This is a genomic window from Pseudoalteromonas sp. BZK2 (genome assembly GCF_014349195.1).
In the GTDB taxonomy this organism is placed as follows: Bacteria; Pseudomonadota; Gammaproteobacteria; order Enterobacterales; family Alteromonadaceae; genus Pseudoalteromonas; species Pseudoalteromonas simplex.
This window is the reverse complement of the sequence record NZ_JACSOG010000024.1, coordinates 12,261-37,460: the sequence shown is the minus strand read 5'-3', so window position 1 is coordinate 37,460 and position 25,200 is coordinate 12,261. Positions and strand designations below refer to the sequence as shown.

At 41.8% G+C, this 25,200-nt stretch carries 22 protein-coding genes; 18 read left to right on the top strand and 4 right to left on the bottom strand.

The window, feature by feature from the left end; genetic code table 11:
- Positions 1–185: 185 nt before the first annotated feature.
- From rpoE to pdxJ, 10 genes are all read left to right on the top strand, one after another.
- Positions 186–767 carry an RNA polymerase sigma factor RpoE gene (gene rpoE / locus BIZ38_RS14670; protein ID WP_036969086.1) on the top strand — a complete coding sequence of 194 codons (582 nt, stop codon included), beginning with the start codon at positions 186–188 and terminating at the stop codon, positions 765–767.
- A gap of 1 nt (position 768) precedes the next feature.
- On the top strand, positions 769–1,395 hold the full coding sequence (locus BIZ38_RS14665) for a sigma-E factor negative regulatory protein (RefSeq protein WP_054554332.1): 627 nt from the start codon (positions 769–771) through the stop codon (positions 1,393–1,395).
- Between the two features lie 4 nt (positions 1,396–1,399).
- Entirely contained in the window at positions 1,400–2,353 is a 954-nt protein-coding gene (locus tag BIZ38_RS14660; RefSeq protein ID WP_054554333.1) for a MucB/RseB C-terminal domain-containing protein, read from the top strand.
- A gap of 3 nt (positions 2,354–2,356) precedes the next feature.
- Positions 2,357–2,806, top strand: coding sequence for a SoxR reducing system RseC family protein (locus tag BIZ38_RS14655; RefSeq protein WP_054554334.1), 450 nt, complete (start codon positions 2,357–2,359; stop codon positions 2,804–2,806).
- 70 nt (positions 2,807–2,876) lie between these two features.
- The gene (lepA, locus tag BIZ38_RS14650) at positions 2,877–4,664 is read left to right on the top strand and encodes a translation elongation factor 4 (protein ID WP_054554335.1); all 1,788 of its coding nucleotides are present in this window, start codon (positions 2,877–2,879) and stop codon (positions 4,662–4,664) included.
- Positions 4,665–4,690: 26 nt separating this feature from the next.
- A complete protein-coding gene (gene lepB / locus BIZ38_RS14645) occupies positions 4,691–5,626 on the top strand; it encodes a signal peptidase I (RefSeq protein ID WP_054554336.1) in 936 nt (311 codons plus the stop codon).
- A 2-nt stretch (positions 5,627–5,628) separates the two neighbouring features.
- On the top strand, positions 5,629–6,306 hold the full coding sequence (gene rnc / locus BIZ38_RS14640) for a ribonuclease III (RefSeq protein WP_054554337.1): 678 nt from the start codon (positions 5,629–5,631) through the stop codon (positions 6,304–6,306).
- On the top strand, positions 6,296–7,228 hold the full coding sequence (gene era / locus BIZ38_RS14635; RefSeq protein WP_054554338.1) for a GTPase Era: 933 nt from the start codon (positions 6,296–6,298) through the stop codon (positions 7,226–7,228). Before rnc ends, era begins: the two co-directional genes overlap by 11 nt.
- Before the next feature lie 17 nt (positions 7,229–7,245).
- Entirely contained in the window at positions 7,246–7,932 is a 687-nt protein-coding gene (gene recO, locus BIZ38_RS14630; RefSeq protein ID WP_138600276.1) for a DNA repair protein RecO, read from the top strand.
- 43 nt (positions 7,933–7,975) lie between these two features.
- A complete protein-coding gene (pdxJ, locus tag BIZ38_RS14625; protein WP_054554340.1) occupies positions 7,976–8,707 on the top strand; it encodes a pyridoxine 5'-phosphate synthase in 732 nt (243 codons plus the stop codon).
- A gap of 70 nt (positions 8,708–8,777) precedes the next feature.
- Here the strand turns inward: pdxJ and BIZ38_RS14620 are convergent, their stop codons facing one another.
- The 3 genes from BIZ38_RS14620 to barA are packed head-to-tail and all read right to left on the bottom strand — an operon-like array spanning position 8,778 to position 12,395.
- Positions 8,778–9,104, bottom strand: a complete 327-nt coding sequence (locus BIZ38_RS14620; protein ID WP_187490604.1) for a hypothetical protein — start codon at positions 9,102–9,104, stop codon at positions 8,778–8,780.
- A gap of 12 nt (positions 9,105–9,116) precedes the next feature.
- Positions 9,117–9,593: an energy transducer TonB gene (locus tag BIZ38_RS14615; RefSeq protein WP_187490603.1), complete on the bottom strand. Its 477-nt coding sequence runs from the start codon at positions 9,591–9,593 to the stop codon at positions 9,117–9,119.
- A 33-nt stretch (positions 9,594–9,626) separates the two neighbouring features.
- A complete protein-coding gene (barA, locus tag BIZ38_RS14610; protein WP_187490621.1) occupies positions 9,627–12,395 on the bottom strand; it encodes a two-component sensor histidine kinase BarA in 2,769 nt (922 codons plus the stop codon).
- A gap of 80 nt (positions 12,396–12,475) precedes the next feature.
- Between barA and rlmD the strand changes: the two genes are divergently transcribed.
- From rlmD to eno, 5 genes are all read left to right on the top strand, one after another.
- Positions 12,476–13,801 carry a 23S rRNA (uracil(1939)-C(5))-methyltransferase RlmD gene (rlmD, locus tag BIZ38_RS14605; RefSeq protein WP_187490602.1) on the top strand — a complete coding sequence of 442 codons (1,326 nt, stop codon included), beginning with the start codon at positions 12,476–12,478 and terminating at the stop codon, positions 13,799–13,801.
- Positions 13,802–13,808: 7 nt separating this feature from the next.
- Complete coding sequence (gene relA / locus BIZ38_RS14600; protein WP_055197911.1) at positions 13,809–15,968, top strand: GTP diphosphokinase; 2,160 nt, start codon at positions 13,809–13,811, stop codon at positions 15,966–15,968.
- Complete coding sequence (gene mazG, locus BIZ38_RS14595; protein WP_187490601.1) at positions 15,968–16,768, top strand: nucleoside triphosphate pyrophosphohydrolase; 801 nt, start codon at positions 15,968–15,970, stop codon at positions 16,766–16,768. Before relA ends, mazG begins: the two co-directional genes overlap by 1 nt.
- A gap of 157 nt (positions 16,769–16,925) precedes the next feature.
- The gene (locus tag BIZ38_RS14590; protein WP_054554346.1) at positions 16,926–18,560 is read left to right on the top strand and encodes a CTP synthase; all 1,635 of its coding nucleotides are present in this window, start codon (positions 16,926–16,928) and stop codon (positions 18,558–18,560) included.
- A gap of 100 nt (positions 18,561–18,660) precedes the next feature.
- Positions 18,661–19,959 carry a phosphopyruvate hydratase gene (gene eno / locus BIZ38_RS14585; protein ID WP_062566760.1) on the top strand — a complete coding sequence of 433 codons (1,299 nt, stop codon included), beginning with the start codon at positions 18,661–18,663 and terminating at the stop codon, positions 19,957–19,959.
- Positions 19,960–20,009: 50 nt separating this feature from the next.
- Here the strand turns inward: eno and mutH are convergent, their stop codons facing one another.
- Positions 20,010–20,681 carry a DNA mismatch repair endonuclease MutH gene (gene mutH / locus BIZ38_RS14580; protein WP_187490600.1) on the bottom strand — a complete coding sequence of 224 codons (672 nt, stop codon included), beginning with the start codon at positions 20,679–20,681 and terminating at the stop codon, positions 20,010–20,012.
- 540 nt (positions 20,682–21,221) lie between these two features.
- Here mutH and rppH point away from each other — a divergent pair.
- From rppH to BIZ38_RS14565, 3 genes are all read left to right on the top strand, one after another.
- Positions 21,222–21,740 carry an RNA pyrophosphohydrolase gene (rppH, locus tag BIZ38_RS14575; protein WP_054554350.1) on the top strand — a complete coding sequence of 173 codons (519 nt, stop codon included), beginning with the start codon at positions 21,222–21,224 and terminating at the stop codon, positions 21,738–21,740.
- Positions 21,741–21,773: 33 nt separating this feature from the next.
- Positions 21,774–24,050, top strand: coding sequence for a phosphoenolpyruvate--protein phosphotransferase (ptsP, locus tag BIZ38_RS14570; protein ID WP_166341784.1), 2,277 nt, complete (start codon positions 21,774–21,776; stop codon positions 24,048–24,050).
- A gap of 338 nt (positions 24,051–24,388) precedes the next feature.
- Positions 24,389–25,198, top strand: a complete 810-nt coding sequence (locus BIZ38_RS14565) for a sulfite exporter TauE/SafE family protein (protein WP_166341782.1) — start codon at positions 24,389–24,391, stop codon at positions 25,196–25,198.
- The last annotated feature ends 2 nt before the right edge of the window (positions 25,199–25,200 follow it).

Genomic DNA, 25,200 nt, shown 5'->3' with positions numbered 1-25,200 from the left:
ATTCTTAAGCAGTTATTGAGGTTGTCGTGTAATAAGATTGGTATGACTCAATTTATTTGCGTGCTATTTTATAAAAAAATCATTTTAAACTGAACTTTTATATTCATGGTGCAGTCAGAGTTTGTGTAAACAATGGCGAGTATATGAATAGCAAGCAAGAATCAAACAGAGGAGTACCGGCTCGAATGAGCGAGCAGGATTTGGATTTAGCGCTAGTTAAAAGGGTCCAGCAAGGAGATAAAAACGCCTTCAACCTATTAGTTAGAAAATATCAGAATAAAATTGCAGGTTTGATTTCACGTTATGTATCGAACCAAGGTGATGTTGCTGATGTCGCACAGGAAGCTTTTATTAAAGCCTACCGTGCTTTACCTAACTTTAGAGGTGATAGCGCCTTTTATACTTGGTTGTACCGTATCGCCGTAAATTGTGCTAAAAATTACTTAGTTGCGCAGGGCCGCAAACCCCCAGCTAACGATGTTGATGCCGAAGAAGCAGAATTTTATGACAGTGCAGATGCAATGCGTTCAAACGCATCGCCAGAAAACCTGTTATTAAGTGACGAAGTACGTGCTGTAATTTTTAATACGATTGATAGTTTGCCTGAAGATCTAAAAACCGCGATTACCCTTCGTGAAATTGAAGGTATGAGCTATGAAGAAATAGCCGTGGTTATGGATTGCCCTGTGGGAACGGTGCGTTCACGTATTTTCCGTGCCCGTGAGGCGATTGATAATAAATTGAATCCATTAATAGGTGAGTCTTAGTATGACAAAAGCAGACGTTAACAAGTTGGATAATGAGCAGTTGTCCGCGTTACTTGACGGCGAGCAGCAGTTAACTGATCAAGCGATCACAAACGACGATGTGTCTACATTTGGTCGTTACGCATTGATTGGTGATGTAATGCGTGCTGAGGCAAATAACAACGCTTTTAATTTTGACATTGCAGATGCAGTGGCTGAATCACTAGAGCAAGAACCTGTTTACGCAGATTTCGCGAATAAAACAACGGCACCAAAAAGCGAAGAAATCGTGGCGGCAACAGGCACTGATAACGTAGTAGCATTTAATTGGCGTCGTCCATTTGCCCAAGTGGCCATTGCTGCTAGTGTTGCCATGTTTGCTATTGTGGGCGTACAAACTTTGCCACAAAACAGTGAAGTGCCACAAAATGACATCCCAACATTACAAACTGTACCATTAACCGGTATGGCTTCTCCTGTTAGTTACTCATCTGAGCAACCTGCATTAGAAAATGCAGAGCAAGGTTTACGTGAGTTACAACAACAGCGTATTGGTGCATTAGTGCTTGAGCACCAACGTCAAGCACGTGTTGCATATTCGCTAGAAAAATCGCAAACTGCAGAAAATGCAGACGAGGAAAAAAACTAATTAAATGAAAGTTTTTACTTTTATTTTGTCGCTGGTATTAACGGCTCCAGCCATTGCCAGCGACGAAAATCCCGCCAAGACTTTATTAAATGATATGGCTATGGCCGTTCATACTCGCAACTTTGACGCATCATTTGTGGTTGTAAAAGGCCAAGCCATGGAACCCTATCGCTGGTTACATGCAAAACAAGGCGATATTGAGCTTGAGCATTTAAGTTTACTCAATGGCGCTGGCCTAGAAATGGTGCGCGTTGACGATCAAGTGACCTATTTTGAGCCTCATTCTGAGCCTTATTCAGTGAAAACAGACTCTATAGCCGGGCCAATTCCTGAAGTACTTTTTAAAGATATTAATCGACTAAGCGCTCACTATGATTTTGTGCTTGGCGGAAAAGGCCGTATTGCAGGGCGCTCAGCACAGTTAGTGCGTATCGAATCAAAAGATGAATACAAATATAACTATTGGATTTGGCTAGATACTGAGTCATCGTTGTTGCTTAAATCTGCCTATGTGAATCACAAAGGTGAAATGCTTGAGCAGTTACAGTTAACTCATATCAGCGTAACAGAGCAGCCAGCACCTATGTTAGTTGAAATGCAAAATCGTGACTTTCCAGCAGTCCTTGCGACTAACGATTTAGCCAGCGATGGTGACGGCGCAGCGAATGATTGGAAAATTGGTTGGCTCCCTGATGGCTTTAAGTTATTAAAGTCAGATCGCCATAAACTTGATTTAAATAATGAACTTGCTGACTATTATTTATATTCAGATGGGTTTGTTGAAGTGTCTGTTTTTATTCAAAGACCGTTACCTGGAAAGCGTGCAAGCGGCGCTTTAACCTCAGGTGCAACGACTGTGTATGTGCACAATGGTGGTAGCTTTGATGTATCGGTTGTTGGTAATATCCCAGCTATGACAGCCAAAGCTATAGCTGAGTCGGTAGCGCGACCTCTTTAAATCATGATTGAACAAACACTCACTGTCGTGTCAGTTAAAGGCACGACAGCGAATTTAGAAGCAGAACAAAAGCAAGCCTGTGCCGGCTGTAATGGTCGTTGTGGTTCGCAAGTTTTTGCAAAGCTGTTTGGAACAGCTAAAAAAACCTTTCCTTATACCTTCGAAAAAGAGCTCCAAGTAGGGCAAAAAGTAACTTTAGCACTCGATGATAGCCACTTAGTTAAACACGCTATGGCTGTTTACATGCTACCCCTTTTGTTTAGTTTAGGGTTTGCTTTAATCGCATTTTCGGCTTTTTCGCTTGCCGAAGGCTGGCAAATTTTAGCCGCCGTGATTGGTGGTTTGACGGGCTATGCGATAGCAAAATCAAGGGTTAAGAGCCTGAAGCATGATATTAAAGTAATAAAAATTCACCCAATTACTATTCCTTTCACTCAAATAGATGGTGATTAAAGCCAATTAAATGTAAAATTGTCGCTTTATACACTTAGTCCATTTTATATAGAAGTTTAGAATCCAGTTTATGAAGCATATCCGTAATTTTTCGATCATCGCCCATATTGACCATGGTAAATCGACTCTCTCTGACCGTCTTATCCAAGTTTGTGGTGGTTTAACAGACCGTGAAATGCAGCAGCAGGTGTTAGACTCAATGGACATAGAGCGTGAGCGTGGTATTACCATCAAAGCGCAAAGTGTAACGCTAAATTATAAAGCTAAAGACGGCGAAACATACCAGTTAAACTTTATCGACACGCCAGGACACGTTGACTTCACATACGAAGTATCACGTTCACTTGCAGCCTGTGAAGGTGCACTTTTAGTTGTTGATGCGGGTCAAGGTGTAGAAGCTCAAACTTTAGCTAACTGCTACACAGCAATCGAAATGGACTTAGAAGTTATTCCAGTTCTAAATAAAATCGACTTACCACAAGCCGATCCACTTCGTGTAGCAGAAGAAATTGAAGACATCATTGGTATCGATGCCCTAGATGCAGTGCAATGTAGTGCTAAAACGGGTATTGGTATTGAAGAAGTACTCGAAATTATTGTTAAAGATATTCCGCCGCCAGAAGGTGACAAAGACAAGCCACTACAAGCGCTTATTATTGATTCATGGTTTGACCCATACCAAGGCGTTGTATCACTAGTACGTATCAAACATGGTGAATTACGCTCGGGCGATAAAATTAAGATCATGTCGAATGATCAAGTTCATATCGCAGATAAAGTGGGTATTTTCACACCAAAACAAACTAACACGGGTATCTTAAAAACCGGTGAAGTAGGCTTTGTTATTGCGGGTATTAAAGAAATCCATGGTGCACCAGTTGGTGATACCATCACTTTACAACGTAATTCTGCGCCTGAGCGTTTACCGGGCTTCCAACGCATTAAACCGCAGGTTTATGCAGGTATGTTCCCAATTTCATCAGATGACTATGAGTCATTCCGTGATGCGCTTGATAAATTAAGCTTGAACGATGCGTCGTTATTCTTCGAGCCAGAAAACTCAACAGCACTAGGCTTTGGTTTCCGTTGTGGCTTCTTAGGTATGCTACACATGGAAATCATTCAAGAGCGTCTTGAGCGTGAATACGACATTGATCTTATTACCACTGCGCCAACAGTAATCTACGAAGTAGAGACTAAAGACGGAACTAAACAGATAGATAACCCGTCTGACTTACCGCCAGTGAATAATATTCTTGAAATCCGTGAGCCAATTGTTGAAGCTAACATATTAGTTCCGCAAGAGTTTTTAGGTAACGTAATTACGCTTTGTGTTGAAAAGCGTGGTATGCAAACTAAAATGAGCTACCATGGTAAGCAAGTTGCGGTGACGTACGAATTACCGATGGCTGAAGTAGTCATGGACTTCTTTGATAAGTTAAAATCAACAAGCCGTGGTTTTGCATCGCTTGATTATAACTTCAAGCATTTCCAAGCTTCAGACATGGTACGTGTTGACGTATTAATTAATGGTGAGCGTGTTGATGCGTTAGCGATTATTGTTCACCGTGATATTGCACAATCACGTGGTCGTCAGTTAGCTGAAGCACTGAAAGACTTAATTCCACGTCAGCAGTTTGATATTGCGATTCAAGCAGCGATTGGTCAGCATGTTATTGCCCGTACAACCGTTAAGCAATTACGTAAAAACGTAATCGCAAAATGTTACGGTGGTGACGTGAGCCGTAAGAAGAAACTGCTACAAAAACAAAAAGAAGGTAAAAAGCGAATGAAGCAACTAGGTAACGTTGAAGTACCTCAAGATGCATTCTTAGCTATCCTTAAAGTTGGTAAATAATTAGAAGTAAATAAAGGAATTAATGCATGGCGGGTTACTTTTCTATTTTCTTAGTGTTGTTAACGCTAGGCTCAGGATTAATTTGGTTAATTGACCACTTTATGTATGCGCCAAAGCGTCAGCAACGCATTGCCCTTGCTCAAAATGCAGCAGGTGGTGAACTAGACGAAGAAACCGCCGCATTAATTGCGCCTGAGCCAAGTATCACTGAAACGGCTAAGTCAATTTTTCCGATGATTGCAGCGATCACGATTTTTCGCTCTTTCATTTTTGAACCGTTTCAAATTCCATCTGGCTCAATGATGCCAACCCTATTAGTGGGTGACTTCATTTTGGTACAGAAGTACTCATATGGCATCAAAGACCCAATTTGGCGTAGCCAGTTAGTTGATGTTGATGAACCTGAACGTGGTGATATTGTGGTATTTAAATACCCATTAGACGAGCGTGTAGATTACATTAAACGTACGATTGGTTTACCGGGCGATAAAATTGTTTATCGCAATAAGCACCTTTATATTCAGCCAAAATGTGCCGAAGGTGAAACGCAGCAAGGTGATTTGCTGTGTAATGAATACAACAAAATTGATATGGAAATCCTCAATAGTGACGAGTTCAAGCAGGGTTCGATGAATTTAGTGCGCTTAGAAGAAAACCTAAGCACATTGAATCATAATATTTTAATTAACCCGCAAGCTCCTGAAATGAAAGGCCGTTATTATCAACAACCAGGTACACGCTCTGATGAGTGGGTTGTTCCTGCCGATCATTATTTCATGATGGGTGATAACCGTGATAATAGCCAAGACAGTCGCTTTTGGGGCTTTGTACCTAAAGAAAACTTGGTAGGTAAAGCCGTCTTTATATGGATGAGTTTTGAATTTGAGAATGGCCCAGATGACTTTTTACCAGGCTGGGTTCCAACTGGTGTTCGTTTTGAACGCCTAGGTAATATTCAGTAACGATGAAAAAAAACGTAACAGAGTTATACAACAAAATAGGTTATACATTTACTGATCAAGCTTTGCTTGAGCAGGCAATGACGCACCGCAGTCATAAAGGCCAACATAACGAGCGCTTAGAGTTTTTAGGTGATTCGATTTTGAGCTTTGTGATTGCGAATGCGCTTTACACTAAATTTCCAAAAGCACGCGAAGGTGATTTAAGCCGCATGCGTTCGACCCTAGTTCGTGGTCAAACGTTGGCTGAATTTGGCCTAGAGTTTGGCTTAGGCGATTACTTACGCTTAGGTCCAGGTGAGCTTAAAAGCGGTGGTTTTCGCCGTGAATCAACCCTTGCTGATGCCGTTGAGGCGATTATTGGTGCGGTGTTCTTAGACTCAAACATTGAACAATGTGGTGAGTTAATTTTAAGCTGGTACGAGTCGCGTCTTGATGCAATTTCGCCGGGCTTAAATCAAAAAGATCCAAAAACATTACTTCAAGAATACTTACAAGCGCGCAAATTATCGTTACCTGGCTACACTGTAATTGATACAAAAGGCCAAGCGCACAATCAAACATTCACGGTTGAATGTATTGTTGAAGGGATGGATAGCATTATCTCAGTTGGTAGCTCGCGTCGTAAAGCTGAGCAAAAAGCCGCTGAAAAAGCCTTAAAGATACTTAAAAATGAATCTTGATGATTTAATTAGCAAAGAACCTGCAGAGCTAGACACGCACTGCGGTATGGTTGCCATTGTTGGCCGCCCAAATGTAGGTAAATCAACCTTACTTAACTATATTGTTGAGCAAAAGGTGTCTATTACCTCGCGTAAGCCACAAACCACACGTCACCGTATTATGGGTATTCATACCGAAGGTAAATACCAAGCTGTTTATGTGGATACACCAGGCTTACACGTAGAAGAAAAACGCGCTATTAACCGTTTAATGAACCGTGCTGCATCAAGCTCAATTGGCGATGTCGAACTGATCATCTTTGTGGTTGAAGGCACACACTGGAACGAAGACGATGAGATGGTACTAAATAAAGTACGTCAGAGCGGTCGCCCAGTGTTATTAGTTATGAATAAAATTGACCAAGTTAAAGACCGTGATTTAGTGCTTCCGCACATGCAGTTTTTAGGTGGTAAATTTGATTTTGTGGCTATTATGCCGGTCTCTGCGAAGCAGGGTAAAAATATTGATTTAATCAAAGATGAAGTGAAAAAGCGTTTACCGCTTTGTGAGTTTTACTTCCCTGAAGACTACGTAACAGACCGTTCAATGCGCTTTATGGCAGCTGAAGTGATCCGTGAAAAGCTGATGCGCTTTATGGGTGATGAGTTACCATATTCAGTCACTGTAGAGATTGAACAGTTTAAATGGCAAGAAAACGGTGTTTGGCAAATTAATGGTTTGATCCTCGTTGAGCGTGAAACGCAAAAGCGTATGGTGATCGGCAATAAAGGCGAAAAGCTGAAAGTTATTGGCCGTGAAGCTCGTAAAGACCTTGAAGATATGCTTGATAACAAAGTGTTTTTAGAACTTTGGGTAAAAGTGAAGTCTGGCTGGGCCGACGATGAGCGTGCGCTACGTAGCCTTGGCTATGGTGAAGACTAAGTAAAGTCTTACACGCCATGGATAGCGAATTCTACACAGCATACTTGCTGCACCGACGTCCATTTAGCGACTCGCAAGTCATGCTCGATATGCTGGTAGAAGGCGTAGGTCAGCTGAGAATGCTGGCCCGTGTTAGTGGTCGCCAGGCCACTAAACATAAAGCACAATTACAACCTTTCCAATCTTTGCTCGTACAATATAACGGCAAGTCTGATTTAAAATACATTAATCGTTTTGAACCCCATGGCCGGCAAACTATGTTGCAGGGTACCGAGCTTTATTGCGGCTTCTATATGAACGAATTAACCAATCGTATCGTACCTATCAATGAGCCGATGGAAAGTGTTTATCATCTTTATAAACAGCATCTAGGTGAATTATCAACCACTAAAAACCTGCAAGCGGTGCTTCGCTCTTATGAGTTTCAGTTACTTGAAATGCTTGGTTATGGCGTTGATTTTAGTGTTGATGCCGAAGGTGATGAAATTATCGATGCAGCAAATTACCAGTACTTTGCTGAATACGGTTTTTTACTGCATGACGACCCCCATAGTGGTTTTTCAGGAAAGCAATTAAATGCCATAGCAGCTCATGACTTTAGCGCCCCTGATGTGTTATATATGGCAAAGCAATTAAGTCGATACTTACTCAAGCCTTTACTTGGCAAAAAGCCATTAAAAAGCCGTGAGTTATTTATTAAGTAGGCTGATGTTCAGCCTTGAATCGTTGTTTTAAACAGGTAAAAAAATGAAAGATATTCTTCTTGGTGTAAACGTTGATCACATTGCCACTTTACGCCAAGCGCGTGGCACGAGTTACCCAGATCCTGCGCATGCTGCAGCTGTTGCAGAGCATGCTGGTGCAGATGGTATCACCATTCATTTGCGTGAAGACCGTCGTCATATTCAAGACCGCGACGTATATGTGATGGCAAAAACGATTCAAACACGTATGAATCTTGAAATTGCAGTGACCGATGAAATGATCGACATCGCCCTTGAAGTGAAACCTGCTTATGTTTGTTTAGTGCCTGAAAAGCGTGAAGAGCTCACCACAGAGGGTGGTCTTGATGTTGTGGGTAATTTTGAAAAAGTAAAAGCAGCAACAGAAAAGCTAACAGCAGCAGGAATTAAGGTCTCGTTATTCATAGATGCCGACAACGCACAACTTGACGCTGCAAAAGCGTGTAATGCTCCATACGTTGAAATTCACACCGGTGCTTATGCTGATGCTGAAAATGACGAAGAGCTTCACACTGAGCTTGAGCGTATTCGTAGCGGTGTACAATATGCCGATAGCCTAGGTTTAATCGTTAATGCCGGTCATGGTCTTCATTACCACAATGTAAAACCTATTGCGGCAATGCCAGAAATTTATGAGTTAAACATTGGTCATGCGATTATTGCCCGTGCAGCGATTGATGGTTTAGAAAAAGCAGTCAGCGATATGAAACGTTTAATGATTGAAGCAAGACTTTAAGCTGACGCCTTTAATAAGAGCCAGCAAATTTGAATACTGAGCGCGGTGGATGTGATATCCACCGCGTTTTTTATTTACTCAGATAAACAATAAATTGTGCAAGCAATGAAGATAGCCAAGGGGAAAGGCAGAGTAGGACCACTAAATATTGATGCTTTTTCTTAAAGCTTTTTAAAACAGCGTCATCTATTGCCGACAATTCACCTTTCTTAATTGAATGAATAACCATTGAGTCAGGTTTTGTTCTCATTAAGCTGGCTTGGCTTTCGTATGTTTGCCACAGCTCTGTGTAATTGGTTTTTACGTAATTATTAGCTTCAATACTTAGTTTTTTATAGCAAAGGAAAAACCAAGTGAGTGAAATAGCGCTAAAGACGATAAGTAAAATAAAATACAAAGCAAGCTCCCTTTAATACTTCACTACGCGTGTACCCGTGGAATAAATAATATCGGAACTAGGGCATGAATAGTTAGGTTTTAGCTCTTTGCAAGGTTGCTCAAGTGTGTCAAAACAAAAGTCAAAGCGAGTTTGGGTTTTCACTGCTTTATCAGTAATATTTTTCGCCAGCTCATTCCAGTGCCAATTAGTGATTACATCTTTTGCTGCATCGGCAAATACAGGGTTAGTTGAGGCAACTACCTGAATATCTCTAATCTCATTTTGTGGCGTAATGACGTACTCAATAGTTGCGCAACCTTCTTTTGCTTGGATGACTGCTTTTTTTGGGTATCTGGCAGGAAAGCGTTCAAGCTGTTGCCATTTTGCTGACTCCATTTCATTATAGCTAACAGCTAAATCCGCATACTCTAATTTTACTGGTTTTTCTTCGGTAGAAGTGCAACCAAAGACAAACAAACTGCCAGCTAGCATTAAATAGTTTTTCATTAATATTCCTTTATAGAATTTATTGAGTGTTTTTTATCGTTGCTGCTCAAGCATTCCAGCATCGCTCAACAAATTATTTAGCTCATCAACAAGCTCAAACAATTCAGGCTCAATGTAATTTAAATCGCAATCACCTTTTAGTGCTGTCTCGAGTGTTTCGGCGAGGGATTTAAGTTTTGGCACACCAGTGTAACAACATGCGCCATGGAACTTGTGCACAATGCTAAGCACATGTTCACAATCTTCTTTTTCTATAGCTTCATTGAGCAGACGCAAGGTTTCCGGCACGCTGAGTAATAACATATTGAGCATTTCTAGTGCTAGCTCTTCTTTACCGCCAGCACGTTGTAGTGCTAACTGCCAATCTAAGCGGGCACTTTCAAATGGAGGCTCTGAATTAATTGCCGGAACTTTGTTGCGTTCGCGGTTAATCGGTGATTGTGGACTATGATCGCTAATTATCTGCTTTAGCATATCTTCATCAATAGGTTTGGTTAAATAGCCTTTAAAACCATCCTTAAGTAGCTGTTCTTTTTCACCCGCTAGGGCGTGAGCGGTTACAGCAATGATAGGAGTATCTTCATTAAGAGATGACTCGCGAATAAGTTTACATGCGGTAATACCATCCATAATTGGCATTTGGATGTCCATGAAGATTAAGTCATATTTGTGGCTTTTACTTAAGCTGTAAGCTTGTGAACCGTTGTGTGCGGTATCTATCAGTTCTATTTGTTCATCAAGCAAGGTGCAAATAAGTTTAAGGTTGGCATCGTTATCGTCTACAACCAGTACTTTTAGCGGTAATAGTTTTTCATCGCCTTGTTCAATGTTATGTACAGGGTGATCAAGGCGATAAGGTGCAGCAAGCACTTCGCATAATTTACGGTGGTTAAGTGGTTTGCTTAAGCACGCATCTGCTCCGCTGCCAATAAAGGCTTCGCGCATATTATGCGAAACTGTATTGAGCATAAGGTAAAGATAGTCAGTGACAGGGCGAACGGCTTTTACATAACTCTTGAGCTGTTGCATATCATCAATTGCAGCTGTATGACCGATAATACAAATATCGTAACTGAAGTCTTTGTTAATCTCAGTTAAGAAACTTTCTTCATCTAAGCAGGCAGTTACTCGTGCTTGCCACTCATTGAGTAATGACAGAGTCGCTTGGTGTGTATGCTCGTGAGGTTCAAGGTAAAGAATACGTTTATTAATTAATGATTGAGTCGGTAAGTCACTGGTAATTGAGTTACTTGGCGTTCTGAATACGGCATTGAATGTAAAGCAGGTACCATTACCAGGTGCTGAGTTTAGGGTGATGCGGCCATTCATCGCTTCAACAATATGTTTAGTGATGATTAAGCCAAGACCTGTGCCACCAAATTTACGGGTGATACTAGAGTCTGCCTGGCCAAATGGGGTAAATAACGCATCTTGTTTATCCATTGGGATACCTACACCAGTGTCGGTGACAGACACTAAAATAGAGGCGCGTTCTTCATCTAATAAGCGATAGCCAACATCAACTTTGATTGAGCCTTTTTCAGTAAACTTAATGGCATTACTTAACAGGTTGATTAAAATTTGTTTAAAGCGGGTCGGGTCGCCAGTTAAGTTGTCGGGTACTTGTGGGTGGATAAATATCGATAGCTCAAGTTGTTTTTCGTGAGCACTTGGTGCCAACAAGGTCATAACTTCATTAATATTGTCACGGAGCTGGAATTGCATTGACTCAAGTTCCATGGCTCCGGCTTCTAATTTCGAAAAGTCTAAAATATCGCTGATAATGGTAAGTAAACTATTTGCCGACAGTTCAATGGTATCAAGATAATCTTTTTGATGTTTATTCAGCGGAGTCTTATAAAGCTGGCGTGTAAAACCAATTACACCGTTTAAAGGTGTGCGTAACTCATGACTCATTTTAGCTAAAAAGTCTGATTTTACTCGGTTCGCGTCTTGCGCGTCTTTTTTAGCAATACTTAACTGAATATTTTGGGTTTCGTATTGTTCGAGTGTTTCGCGGTAATCAGAGGTTGCTTGGTCAATGTGCTTTTGCATCTCATCGCGTTGCACGACCATAGTTTCTGCAATGGTATTTAAACCTGTGCGTAATAACTCAAACTCGCCAAACATTTTTTGATCAAGTCCAGTGTCTACTTTACCTTCAATAAGCTTGTCGGTAGCTAGTACTAACTTATTAAGAGGCTGAATAAACATGCGAGTTAGTCTAAACGCTAATACGATAGCAAGTATGAGCGCGAGTAATATCACTACGCCACTGACCAATAATGCTCGTTGCTGGCCAATAATGGCTTGTTGTTTGTTAAGCATAATCACCACAGTACCAAGTGATGCTTGATAGCTGTGATGATTCCAAATCGTGTCTTGGCGGCTATGATTAATTATGGCAGTGGAGAATGTTAAATAGTGCTCAGAATTTTGTACTTGGATGCCATCCATGTTGTTTGCATTGCTGCTAACAATTTCTTTGAACTCACTTTGGTATTTACTAAAAATCACTAACTCATTGTTTTCATCAAAAATAGCAATTGATTGGATAGCAGGGGAGTGTTTGTTGTGCGTATGACTAACTAAGCGAGTTAATAAGGCTTTATCACGCTTTAATAGCGGTTGCTCAACAGCAATGGCGAGGGGCTCAATAATAGTCACGCCCTGTTGATACAAAATTTCATCGAGCTCAATGTAACGATTTATTGTAAAATAACCGCCCAGCAACAAGCCTATGATCACAGTCGGTATAAGTGTAAGGGTTAAGACTGAGTCACGTAAGCCAAATTTAGTCATAAAGAATGTTGTTATCATTATTATCGTTGTTTAAGAGTATATACTTACTCCCGCTTTATCAATAATTAAGGTGTTGCCCAATGGCACAGATTTTCAAAGCCAAAAAGAAATCCGTTTCGCAAAAAATGCTAACCCTGAATGTCACTGCTATGGATCACCAAGGGCGGGGCGTTGCTAAGCAGGGAAATAAAGTCTGTTTTGTTAATGGTGCTTTGCCGGGTGAAGAAGTAAAAGCGTTATTGATTGAAGATAAGGCTCGTTTTGCCAGTGCTGATTGTAAAAAAGTGCTATCAGCCTCAGCGCATAGGGTTACTCCTTTTTGCCAGCATTATCTGGTTTGTGGTGGTTGTCAGCTACAGCACCTTGATGCAGAGCAGCAATTGGTTGAGAAGCAAGCGGCGGTGAGTCAGCTGTTTAGCAAGTTTGCCAAAGCTGATAACTTAAATTGGCAAGCACCTCTGCTTAGTGAAGAGCGCCATTATCGTCGCTCTGCGCGCATTGCCGTAATGCACGACAAAGCCGCAAAGAAAATGCGAGTAGGGTATCGGGCTCAAGGTTCTAAACAATTAGTGAGCATAGAAAACTGTGATGTGCTGAGTGGCACTTTTAAAGACGTTTTTTCAGTTTTTGATGTTCTTATCAACAGCCATTCAGGTCTGAGTAGCATTAGTCACTTACAATTATGTGAAGCTGATAACGCGGCCTTTGTGGTTATTAGGCATACCAAAGCCATTAACGCAGAGTTAAAAGCTATTGTAGTCGCAGCGTGTGATGAATATAGCTGGCGTGTTGTGTGGCAGTCACACAGTGGCGAAATTGATCACAGTGACCATCCAATGCCGTACTACCAGATACCGGCTTATGATTTACGCTTTGAGTTTGGCCTTGAAAACTTTATTCAAGTTAACCCGCAAGTAAACCAAGCTATGCTGCATCAAGCAAAACAGTGGCTTGATTTACAAGGTCATGAGCAGGTATTGGATTTGTTTTGTGGCATTGGTAACTTTTCATTATTGATTGCAAAGTATGCTAAATATGTTATTGGTGTTGAAGGGGTCGATTCTGCGGTTGCATTAGCAAAACAAAATGCGCAAACTAACTCATTGTCGAATACCGATTTTTATTGTTTTGATTTAACAAAATCACTGCAATCAGCTGCTTGGTTTAGTGCCGAACTTGACGTGTTAGTACTTGATCCATCACGTACTGGTGCAATGGCTATTTTAGAGCAGTTACCACTTACTCAGTTTAAAACGATTTTATACGTCTCTTGTGATCCTGTTACTTTAGCCCGTGACAGTGCAATTATTTTACAAGCAGGCTTTAGCATTGAAAAAATTGGGCTTATGAATATGTTCCCGCATACCGGGCATATTGAAACGATGGCGTTATTTCACAGGAGGTAAAGCGCACATGGTAGCCACTAGACAGTCACATCAGCTAACTAAGCCGAGTGATTTTGCCAGCCGTATCGAGCTGTTAGCGCTAACAGAAGACAAACATACCTTATTAGAGCAGGCTCACCAACTGTGCCTGCATTGCGATGATGCAAAACGTGAAAACACAGCCATTGAAATGGTGGAGATTTTAGCTGAGCTAAATTTAGACGCAGATTCCCTTGCTACTGCTTTTTTAACGCCTTATTTTTTAGCTGAAAAAATCTCGATAGAGACAGTCACTGAAAAGCTGGGTAACCACGTTGCATTATTACTAACTGGCGTAAGCCAAATGGCGACCATCAGTACCTTAGCCCACCAAGGGAAAGGCACTGTACAAATTGATAATATCCGCCGCATGTTATTAGCCATGGTTGAAGATGTGCGGGCTGTAGTGATTAAACTGGCGGAGCAAGTGTGCCACTTGCGTGATGTTAAAGACGCCAGTGAAGAAGAGCGCGTTATTGCCGCTAAAGAAACTCGCGACATTTTTGCCCCCCTTGCTAACCGTTTAGGGATTGGTCAGCTTAAATGGGAACTTGAAGACCTGTCGTTCCGTTATCTGCATCCAGATACCTATAAAAATATCGCTAAACAGCTAGATGATAAGCGCCTTGCCCGTGAAGCTTACATGGAGAACATGGTTGCTTTAGTTAAAGCACGCTTGGCTGAGGCGGGTATTGAAGGTGAGGTGTATGGTCGCCCTAAGCATATCTACAGCATCTACAAAAAAATGGCACAGAAGAATTATGAGTTCGACCAGCTTTTTGACATTCGCGCTATGCGCATAGTGGTAGAGCGCCTGCAAGATTGTTACGCGGCGTTAGGTATCGTTCATACTAACTGGCGCCATTTAAATAAAGAATTTGATGATTACATCGCAACACCTAAACAAAACGGTTATCAGTCAATCCATACCGTGGTATTTGGCCCTGAAGGTAAAACCGTTGAAATTCAAATTCGTACGAGCGAAATGCACCAAGATGCTGAGCTAGGTGTTGCTGCGCATTGGATGTACAAAGAAGGTGCATTGCCAGGGCGTGGTTCAGGCTACGAGCAAAAAATTAGCTGGTTACGTAAGTTACTGCAATGGCAAGAAGAAGTTGTTGATGGTAGTGATCTTGCGGAAGAGCTTAAAAACCAAGTAGTAGAAGACCGTGTTTATGTGTTTACGCCTAAAGGGGATATTTTCGATTTGCCGCTGGGTGCAACACCACTTGATTTTGCTTATTACATTCACTCAAATGTAGGGCATCGTTGTATTGGCGCAAAAGTGTTTGGCAAAATTGTGCCATTTACTCACCAATTAAGCACCGGCGATCAGGTTGAAATTTTAACTCAAAAGCAGCCTAACCCAAGCCGTGATTGGTTAAACCCATCGCTAGGTTATATTAAGTCTTCACGAGCACGCTCTAAAATCCATCATTGGTTTAAGCAGCTGGATCGCGATAAAAACTTAAGTGCCGGTAAAGAAATACTCGAAACTGAGCTGCAAAAACTGGATTTAACAACCAAAGATCTAGCGCCAGCAATTGAGCGCTTTAACCTTAAAGGCCTTGACGACCTTATGGTTGCGGTAGGTGCTGGAGATGTTCGCTTAAACCAGTTATTAAACTTCATTAGTGACCGTGAGCATGACGAACCACAAATTAAGTTTAAAAAGCCAAAAAGTGTCACCGGCGATAAGAACGGTATTGTTGTTGATGGGGTAGGTAGCTTAATGAGCCATGTTGCTAAATGCTGCCGACCTGTGCCGGGCGATGAAATTATTGGCTACATTACGCAAGGCCGAGGGATTGCAGTTCACCGTGAAGATTGCGATTCGTTTGAGAAACTTCGTGAAAAGCATCCTGAGCGGGTGATATCAGTAAGTTGGTCAGACGATGTCAATGGCTCTTACTCATTAACGATAAAAGTTGAAGCGACCGATCGCTCGGGCCTTATTCGAGATATCAGCTCAGTGCTTGCAAACGAAAAGGTGAATGTGCTGAACATGAACGTCAACACGGTAGAAGATAAGCAGCTTGCGCTGTTTTCAATGCAGGTTGAAGTACATGACTTATCAAGCACCAACCGCTTATTGTCTAAGTTACACCAAATCGAAGGTGTACATGATGCAAAGCGTGGTCACTCGTAATGGATGATAAACAGGCAATTGAGCAGTCACTTGCAATTATGGCTAAACTACGGGACCCAGAATCTGGGTGCCCGTGGGATTTAAAACAAGACTTTAAATCAATAGTGCCGCATACCCTTGAAGAAGCTTACGAAGTAGCAGATTGCATTGAAAAAGGTGAATTCACTGAGCTTAAAAGTGAGCTTGGCGATTTACTGTTTCAAGTCATCTTTTATGCTCAACTTGCTAAAGAGCAGGGCTTATTTGATTTTGCCGATGTGGCTAATACGCTTAATGATAAATTAGTGCGTCGTCATCCCCATGTCTTTGCAAAGCAAAGTGAGCTGACTGACGCTGAGCTTTCAGCGCAGTGGCAAGCTATTAAAGCACAAGAGCGAGCAGAAAAAACCGCCTCTCCACAAATGAGTTTATGGCAAGATATTCCTGATGCGATGCCGGGCTTATCAAAAGCGAAGAAGATTCAACAGCGCGTAGCAAGCCTAGGGTTTGATTGGCCAAGTTATCATGGGGCACTCGATAAAGTTGCTGAAGAAGTAGACGAAGTTAAAGAAGCACTGGCTCATGATCCTAACTCTGATCATAGTGCAGAGGAGCTGGGTGATTTACTTTTTGCAACGGTAAATGTAGCCCGTCATATTAAACGTGACCCTGAGCAATTATTACGAAGTGCCAATGCTAAGTTCGCGTCACGCTTTGAAAAAGTGGCTGCTTACTTAGGTGAACGTGGTCAAAGTTTAGAGACGGCTAGCCTCGAAGAAATGGACAACGCATGGGAAGCCATTAAAAAGCAGGCAAACTAAGTAAGTTATGATACGGCTTAGGGACAGCGTAACCAAGCTCGTTTTTTGTGCACTTATTTGCTAATTTTATCTGGATTGATAGCAGTCCCTTTGCTACAATATCGCCCCGTCTTGATTCTATATTATTCCTTTTAATTCCTGATATTCTAGGGTTCGCATGAGTACAAAATTTATCTTCGTAACTGGCGGGGTTGTTTCTTCGTTGGGTAAGGGTATTGCAGCAGCGTCATTAGCCGCTATTTTAGAAGCACGTGGTCTTAACGTGACTATTTTAAAGCTGGATCCTTACATTAACGTTGACCCAGGCACTATGAGCCCAATTCAACACGGTGAAGTATTTGTAACTGAAGACGGTGCAGAGACTGACCTTGACTTAGGTCACTATGAGCGTTTCATCCGTACCAAGATGACTAGCCGCAACAACTTCACACAAGGTCGTGTTTATGAAGATGTATTACGACGTGAGCGTCGTGGTGAGTACCTTGGTGCAACAATTCAGGTTATTCCACACATCACAAACGACATTAAGCAACGTGTATACGACGGTGCTGAAGGTCGCGATGTAGCAATCGTTGAAATTGGCGGTACAGTTGGTGACATCGAGTCACAACCATTCTTAGAAGCAATTCGTCAGCTTGGCACTGAAATTGGCCGTGAGCGCGCATTGTTTATCCACCTAACGCTAGTGCCATTCTTAGGCCCTGCAGGTGAAGTTAAAACTAAGCCAACACAACATTCAGTAAAAGAATTACGTTCGATTGGTATCCAACCTGATATCTTGATCTGTCGTTCTGATCGTAAATTACCAAATAACGAGCGTGCGAAGATTGCACTTTTCACTAACGTTGAAGAGAAAGCCGTTATTTCATTACCAGACGTAGAAAGCATCTATAAGATTCCTGCGTTACTTAAGTCACAAGAATTAGATAACTTCGTATGTCGTCGTTTCTACCTTGAGTGCCCAGAAGCAGATTTATCTGAGTGGGAACAAGTGTTATATCAAGAGTCTAACCCGACAGGTGAAGTGACAATTGGTATGGTTGGTAAGTACATAGAACTACCAGATGCATATAAATCAGTAAACGAAGCATTAAAGCATGCGGGTCTGAAAAACCGTTTAACTGTGAACATCGAATATGTTGATTCACAAGACTTAGAAAGCAAAGGTACTGAGTTATTATCTCACCTTGATGCTATCTTAGTACCAGGTGGCTTCGGCGGCCGTGGTGTTGAAGGTAAGATCTTAGCGGCTAAATATGCACGTGAAAACAAAGTTCCTTACTTAGGCATTTGTTTAGGTATGCAAGTAGCGCTTATTGAATATGCGCGTAACGTTGCAGGCCTTGAAGATGCAAACTCAACTGAGTTTAACGCAAACTCTGCGCACCCAGTTGTTGGTTTAATCACAGAGTGGCAAGATGCTGACGGTAACGTTGAAATCCGTGATGAGCAATCTGACCTTGGTGGCACTATGCGTTTAGGTGCACAGAAGTGTCACTTAACACCAGGTTCAAAAGTAAGCGAAGTATACGGAAGTGACGAAATAGTTGAACGTCACCGTCACCGTTATGAAGTGAATAACCACTTTGTAGAGCAGCTTGAAAAAGCTGGCTTAAGTTTCACTGGTTTATCTGAAGATAAGAAACTAGTCGAAATCATCGAGAATAAAGATCACCCTTGGTTTATTGCCGCGCAATTCCATCCGGAATTTACGTCAACGCCACGTGATGGTCACCCGCTGTTTGAAGGGTTTGTTGCAGCTGCACACACTCACCAAAAAGCGTCATCGTAATTTAAATAGGCCGTGCTATATGCACGGCTTATTTGTTTTAAAAAGCCAGCAACAATAAAGCTGGCACTAACTCACCATTTTCGGGAAAAGAGGAATCAAGATGTCAGAAATCGTAAAAGTGATTGGTCGCGAAATCATGGACTCGCGTGGTAACCCAACTGTTGAAGCTGATGTACATTTAGCTGATGGTTCATGGGGCCGTGCTGCAGCACCTTCTGGTGCATCAACAGGTACTCGCGAAGCGCTTGAATTACGTGATGGTGATAAAGCACGTTACCTAGGTAAAGGTGTTTTAAAAGCAGTAGGCTATATCAATAACGAAATCGCTGAAGCGCTTAAAGGTCAAAACGCAGTGGATCAAAAAGCGGTTGACCAAGTAATGCTTGACTTAGATGGTACTGAAAACAAAGAAAAACTAGGTGCAAATGCTATCTTAGCTGTGTCTTTAGCAACAGCTAAAGCGGCTGCTAACTCTAAAGGCGTTGAGCTTTATGAGCACATTGCAGACTTAAACGGCACACCAGGTGTTTACTCAATGCCATTACCTATGATGAACATCATCAACGGTGGTGAGCACGCTGATAACTCTGTTGATATTCAAGAGTTCATGATCCAGCCAGTTGGCGCTACAAACTTCCGTGAAGCGTTACGCATGGGCGCTGAAGTTTTCCACAGCCTAGCAAAAGTACTTAAAGCTGAAGGTCACTCTACATCAGTAGGTGATGAAGGTGGTTTTGCTCCTAACCTTGAATCAAACGAAGCGGCACTTGCTGCAATCAAGGTCGCTGTTGCAAATGCAGGTTATGAGCTTGGTAAAGATATCACTCTAGCTCTAGACTGTGCGGCATCTGAGTTCTACGACAAAGAAGCGAATATCTACGATCTTAAAGGCGAAGGTAAAAAATTCACTTCTGAAGAATTCAACCACTTCCTTAAAGGCCTTACAGAGCAATACCCAATTGTTTCAATTGAAGACGGCTTAGATGAGTCTGATTGGGATGGTTTCGCACACCAAACACAACTAATTGGCGACAAAGTACAATTAGTAGGTGATGATCTTTTCGTAACTAACACAAAGATCTTAAAGCGTGGTATTGATAACGGTATTGCTAACTCAATCCTAATCAAGTTCAACCAAATCGGTTCATTAACTGAAACGCTTGCTGCTATCAAAATGGCTAAAGACGCTGGCTTCACAGCTGTTATCTCACACCGTTCAGGTGAAACTGAAGATGCGACAATTGCTGATTTAGCAGTAGGTACTGCAGCGGGTCAAATCAAAACGGGTTCATTAAGCCGTTCTGACCGTATTGCTAAGTACAACCAATTACTTCGCATTGAAGAAGTATTAGGTGAGAAAGCACCTTACAATGGTCTTAAAGAGGTTAAAGGTCAGTAATCTGGCTTTTAGCTCATCAAGACCTTAAAAACCTTCTTCGGGAGGTTTTTTTATAGCTGAAATTGTTGTTTTAGGATCTCGCCGGTAAAGCTGGTTTTTAGATAAAAGCCGCGAGGTAAGGTTTGTACTATCTGGCCATTCGGGCCAATTGCATCAGTCAGTGCTTTGCTATTGGCTGCTTTTGGCCTTATTTGCATTACATCACCTAAATGACCCGAAATTTCATCTACGCGCCCAAGGGCGATTAGCTCCATTTGTTCTTCCCAATCACGCTGTAAAAGGGCATCTTGCTCTGCACTTGGCTGCCATAAAAAGCCACTGCCTATGGTACGGTGAAAAGGCAGTATCTCACGTTCGCCTAAAATCGGTAGCCATAAAACATGATTCAACTTTTTACGAACCGTGCTTTGCTGCCAAGTCATTCCTGTAACATTTAATAGCGGCGTTACCGAAACAAAGGTTGTTTCGAGAGGTTTGCCTTTAAATGAAATCGGCAAGGTTTTTAGCTCAATACCTAACTCTTCAAAATCAGGTGTTGGTTTTGAACCTGCCGTTGCGCCAAGTACATATTCAATAAGTTGCCCGGTCCAGCCTTTTTCACGAAGTAAATCGTCAGGGGTTTTGAACTGATATTGCTCGGCTAGCTGCCCTAGGGTGAGGCCAGCAATAGTATCAACACGTTGCATTAATTCGTTTACTGAGGCTGGTTTTATAGGTCGCATAAGGCGTTTATTTGATTGTCTATTTATCCGGTTCATGATAGCAAATGCGCGCCTTAGTGGATATCTTTGTGTTTGGGTGTTTTTTGCGCACGTTAAGTGTGGGCTAAAAATAATCAGTTTTATTTTTCGGTGTCATAATCTAACTAATTGATATTTATCTATTTTGCTGTTTTTGTACAGTGTTTCTATTTCATTAATTAATCAGTTGTTTGTATAAATACAGATATATAAACATGTTTATCCACAGTTTCTGTGGAGAAAGTGGATATTTTAACTGTGTATTGTGGATTTGTTTGCAATTTAGGCATGATTTACAAAAGTTATGCACAAGCTGTGGGTAAGGTGATAAAAATACGGTTGTAAATAGTTATTTTAATCAAACAGCACATTTTTATGATAATTACTTCGTAACACCTTGATTAAACATGTTTGTTAAAAAATAATTTTTCAATCTAATTTAGGCTTAGGTGTAAAGTGTTTGCTGTATCGCAGGTTATGTGGAACAATCAATAAAAATCGACTTACAAATGAGGCACTAAGGTGATTGATGCCGAAGGTTTTCGTGCCAATGTCGGAATTGTAATTTGCAATAATCAGGGACAAGTATTTTGGGCTCGTCGCTATGGTCAACACTCTTGGCAATTTCCCCAAGGTGGTGTGGATGACGGCGAAACTGCTGAGCAAACCATGTACAGAGAATTACACGAAGAAGTGGGCTTGCTTCCTGAAGACGTTGAGATCGTCGCAAGTTCTAAACATTGGTTACGCTATAAATTACCCAAGCGTTTAATTCGCAGAGACTCAAGTCCTGTGTGCATTGGGCAAAAACAAAAATGGTTTTTACTGAAACTTCGTTGCAAAGATGAAGATGTAAATTTACTTAAAACTCATCACCCCGAGTTTGATGATTGGCGATGGGTGAGTTATTGGTATCCGGTTAGGCAAGTTGTTTCGTTTAAGCGCGATGTATATCGTCGAGTAATGAAAGAGTTTGCTCCGTTTGCAATGCCGTTTAATAAACGAGAGCAACACAAAGATCATTGGCGACATAAACGATAGGGGCAACCTTATTTAAATCAAAGGAGCAGCATCATGTTAGCCACGCTCAGATCAATTGCTGAGGCAGTGTCGCAACAGGCGGACTTAAACAGTGCGCTGGGGTGTTTTGTGCAAATGGTAAAAGATGCCATGCAAACACAGTGCTGCTCGATTTATTTTGCCGACTATAGCCAAGATAACTTTGTTTTGATGGCCACCCAAGGCCTCAACCCAGATGCCGTGGGTAAGTTCCGTATAGGTTTTACCGAAGGTCTCGTTGGCCTTGTTGCTCAGCGTGAAGAGCCCATTAATATAGCTTTTGCTAAATCTCACCCTCGTTTTAAACTCTCACCTGAAGTTAATGAAGAAGGCTACAACGCGTTTTTATCAGTGCCAGTCGTGCATCAGAAAAAGGTTTTAGGCGTTATTGTTGTTCAACAAAAACTAGCCCGTGTTTTTAGCCCTGACGAAGAGTCATTCTTAATTACGCTCTCGGCCCAGCTAGCTTCTCAGTTAGCGCATGCAGAAATAAAAGAAATATTACGTGTCGATGAGTTTTCACACCAAACCTCAGTATTAAAAGGGGTATCAAGTGCGCCGGGTATTGCCATAGGCGAAGCCTTTGTAGTGATCCCTAAACTTGACTTTAGCTCTATAGAACTGCAAAAAGACGACGATGTGAGCACCCAGCGCAAGCTATTTACACAAGCGGTTGCTGCAACGCGTAACGAGTTTAATACCTTATCTATGACACTGAGTGACTCCATTCCACAAGAGGCACTTGCTGTATTTGATGTTTATCAGCAGTTACTCGATGCAAAGAGTCTTGGTCAAAATGTTGAAGCGCAATTAAAACAAGGATGGAACGCCAAAAGTGCTCTGAAAATTGTTATTGAGAAATTGGTGACTCAATTCAATGCTATGCAAGACCCTTATATTAAAGAGCGCGCTGTTGATGTTAAAGATATTGGTTTACGGGTTTTACATCACTTAGTTAATACTGAGCATGCGGCAAAACCTTACCCTAAAGACACTATTTTAATTGCCGGTACACTAACCCCCGCAATGCTCGCTGAAGTACCTAAAGGCCACCTTGCTGGGGTTGTGAGTGTTAATGGTGCGGCAAATAGCCATGCTTCAATTTTAACTCGTGCTATGGGGATCCCAGCAATTTGGGGCATTGAAGATGTGCCGTTATTGCAGTTTGAAGGCAAGCAAATGATATTAGACGCCTATGCAGGGCGTTTATATATTTCTCCTTCACAAATGCTGCAAGAGGAATACAGTCAGCTTAAATATCAAGAAGCCTTATTGAACGACCGTTTTGTTGCAGAGCAAAACCTAGATGCCGTCACTAAAGATGGCGAACACATTAGCTTGTTACTAAACGCGGGTCTTGAATTAAATACCGAGCATGACAATAAGCCATTTTGCGATGGGGTAGGTCTTTATCGCACCGAAGCCTGGTTTATGCAAAAAGGCCAATTTCCTTCACAGTCAGAACAAGAAAACTGGTATCGCGAAGTGCTAACGAGTTACCACCCTAATCCTGTGGTGATGCGTACACTCGATATTGGTGGTGATAAAGTTTTAGATTACTTCAATATAACCGAAGAAAACCCATTTTTAGGTTGGCGTGGTATTCGTGTGACCTTAGATCACCCCGAGCTATTTTTAGATCAACTCAAGGCGATGTTAAAAGCCAACATTGGTTTGGGGAATTTAAAAATTATGCTGCCGATGATCAGTGGCTCAGAAGAAGTCGATGAATCTTTAAAGCTGCTCGAACAAGCCTATTTTGAGTTAAGTGAGCAATACCCCGAACAAGCCATTGAGCGCCCTGAAATCGGGGTGATGTTAGAAGTACCTTCAAGTGTATTTATGCTTGAAGAGTGGTCGCAAAAAGTCGATTTTTGCTCTGTAGGTAGCAACGATTTAACCCAGTATATGCTGGCAGTTGACCGCTCTAATGCCCGCGTTGCTGAGCTATTTAATCCTTATCACCCAAGTGTTCTTAGAGTGTTGTTAAAAATAGCACAGGAGTGTCAGCAACATGAGCTGCCATTTAGCTTGTGTGGTGAGTTAGGCGGCGATCCAGAAGGCGCATTACTGCTTATTGCAATGGGTTATCGAAGCTTGAGTATGAACTTTGCTTCGATTAGTAAAATTAAGTTTGTGCTTAGACGATTAAATGTCAGTGATATGGAAAAGTTACTTGCTGAGTGTTTATTACAACCCACTGCAAAACATGTACTTAGGTTAACGCGTAACTTTATGATTGAACATCAACTCGGTGAGCTATTTTACACCCCAAGCCAAGGTCAAGCATGAGGGAAAATTGTGCTGTGAAGCACTTATACCCAAGCCACCTCAAGATGTAGAATTCAGCGTTTCACAGGTGCTTAATATCAAGGCGTTACTGTGCAACAATGGCAGTTCCTTTTAAGAAGTAACAACGATGAGAGTAAGTGCCTGTGAAACGCCCAAAGGGTTGGTTTAAAAGCGATTTATACTGCGTTATTGATTTTAACAATAGAACCACTATTACATGCAATCAATGCCTTGCCTAAATCGCTTTTAATTCCAACTGAAACTCGCATCTTGAGGTGGTTTGGGTATATATATTAGTTTAGTATATGTATATAACAAATTGAATATATGAGTGTGCTATGCATGATGTAATACTTTTAATGGTGTACTGCGCAATTTTGGGCAGCGTGGTTGGATTTTTAGCAGGCTTATTAGGCATTGGTGGCGGTCTGATTATCGTGCCGGTACTTAGTGCGCTATTAGTGTCGTTCAATGTTGCCGACCCAAGCCATGTATTAGTTATCGCGATAGCAACCTCGTTAGCATCCATTATTTTTACCTCGACGTCTTCAGCCTTTGCTCATCATCGTAATGCTAACGTGCCATGGGAAATTGCTCCTTGGGTTATGACTGGCGTTGGCCTAGGCGCATTGATCAGTGGCTTTGCAGCAAGCTTTATTCCTGAGCAACTGCTGCGCCTTGTTTTTGCCGGTAGCGTGGTGTTTATCGCACTTAGAATGGTGTTATCGACACGTAAAAAAGCCGCCAGTGAAAAGCCGCTTCCATCAGGGCCTATTCTTGGCTTTTTATGTGCCATAATGGGGGCACTTTCAGGACTAATTGGTATTGGTGGTGGGGCGCTTATTGTGCCGCTACTGCATTATTTTTCCGTTGATATTAAAAAGGCCATTGGTTGTGCTGCTGCTTGTGGTATTGTCATTGCGCTGTTTGGCTCGGTGGGTTACGTATCTGCTGGCTGGCAATTAACATCTTTCAGTGATGGATTTGCCGGATTTGTGTATTTACCTGCGTTAGTGGGGATTGTGGTTACCTCGTCGCTCATTGCGCCTATAGGTGCCAAAGCCACGCATTACTTGCCTGTGGCAACAATAAAAAAAGTATTCGCGCTATTACTTGTCATAATTGCGCTTAAAATGGTGTTTAGTTAAAG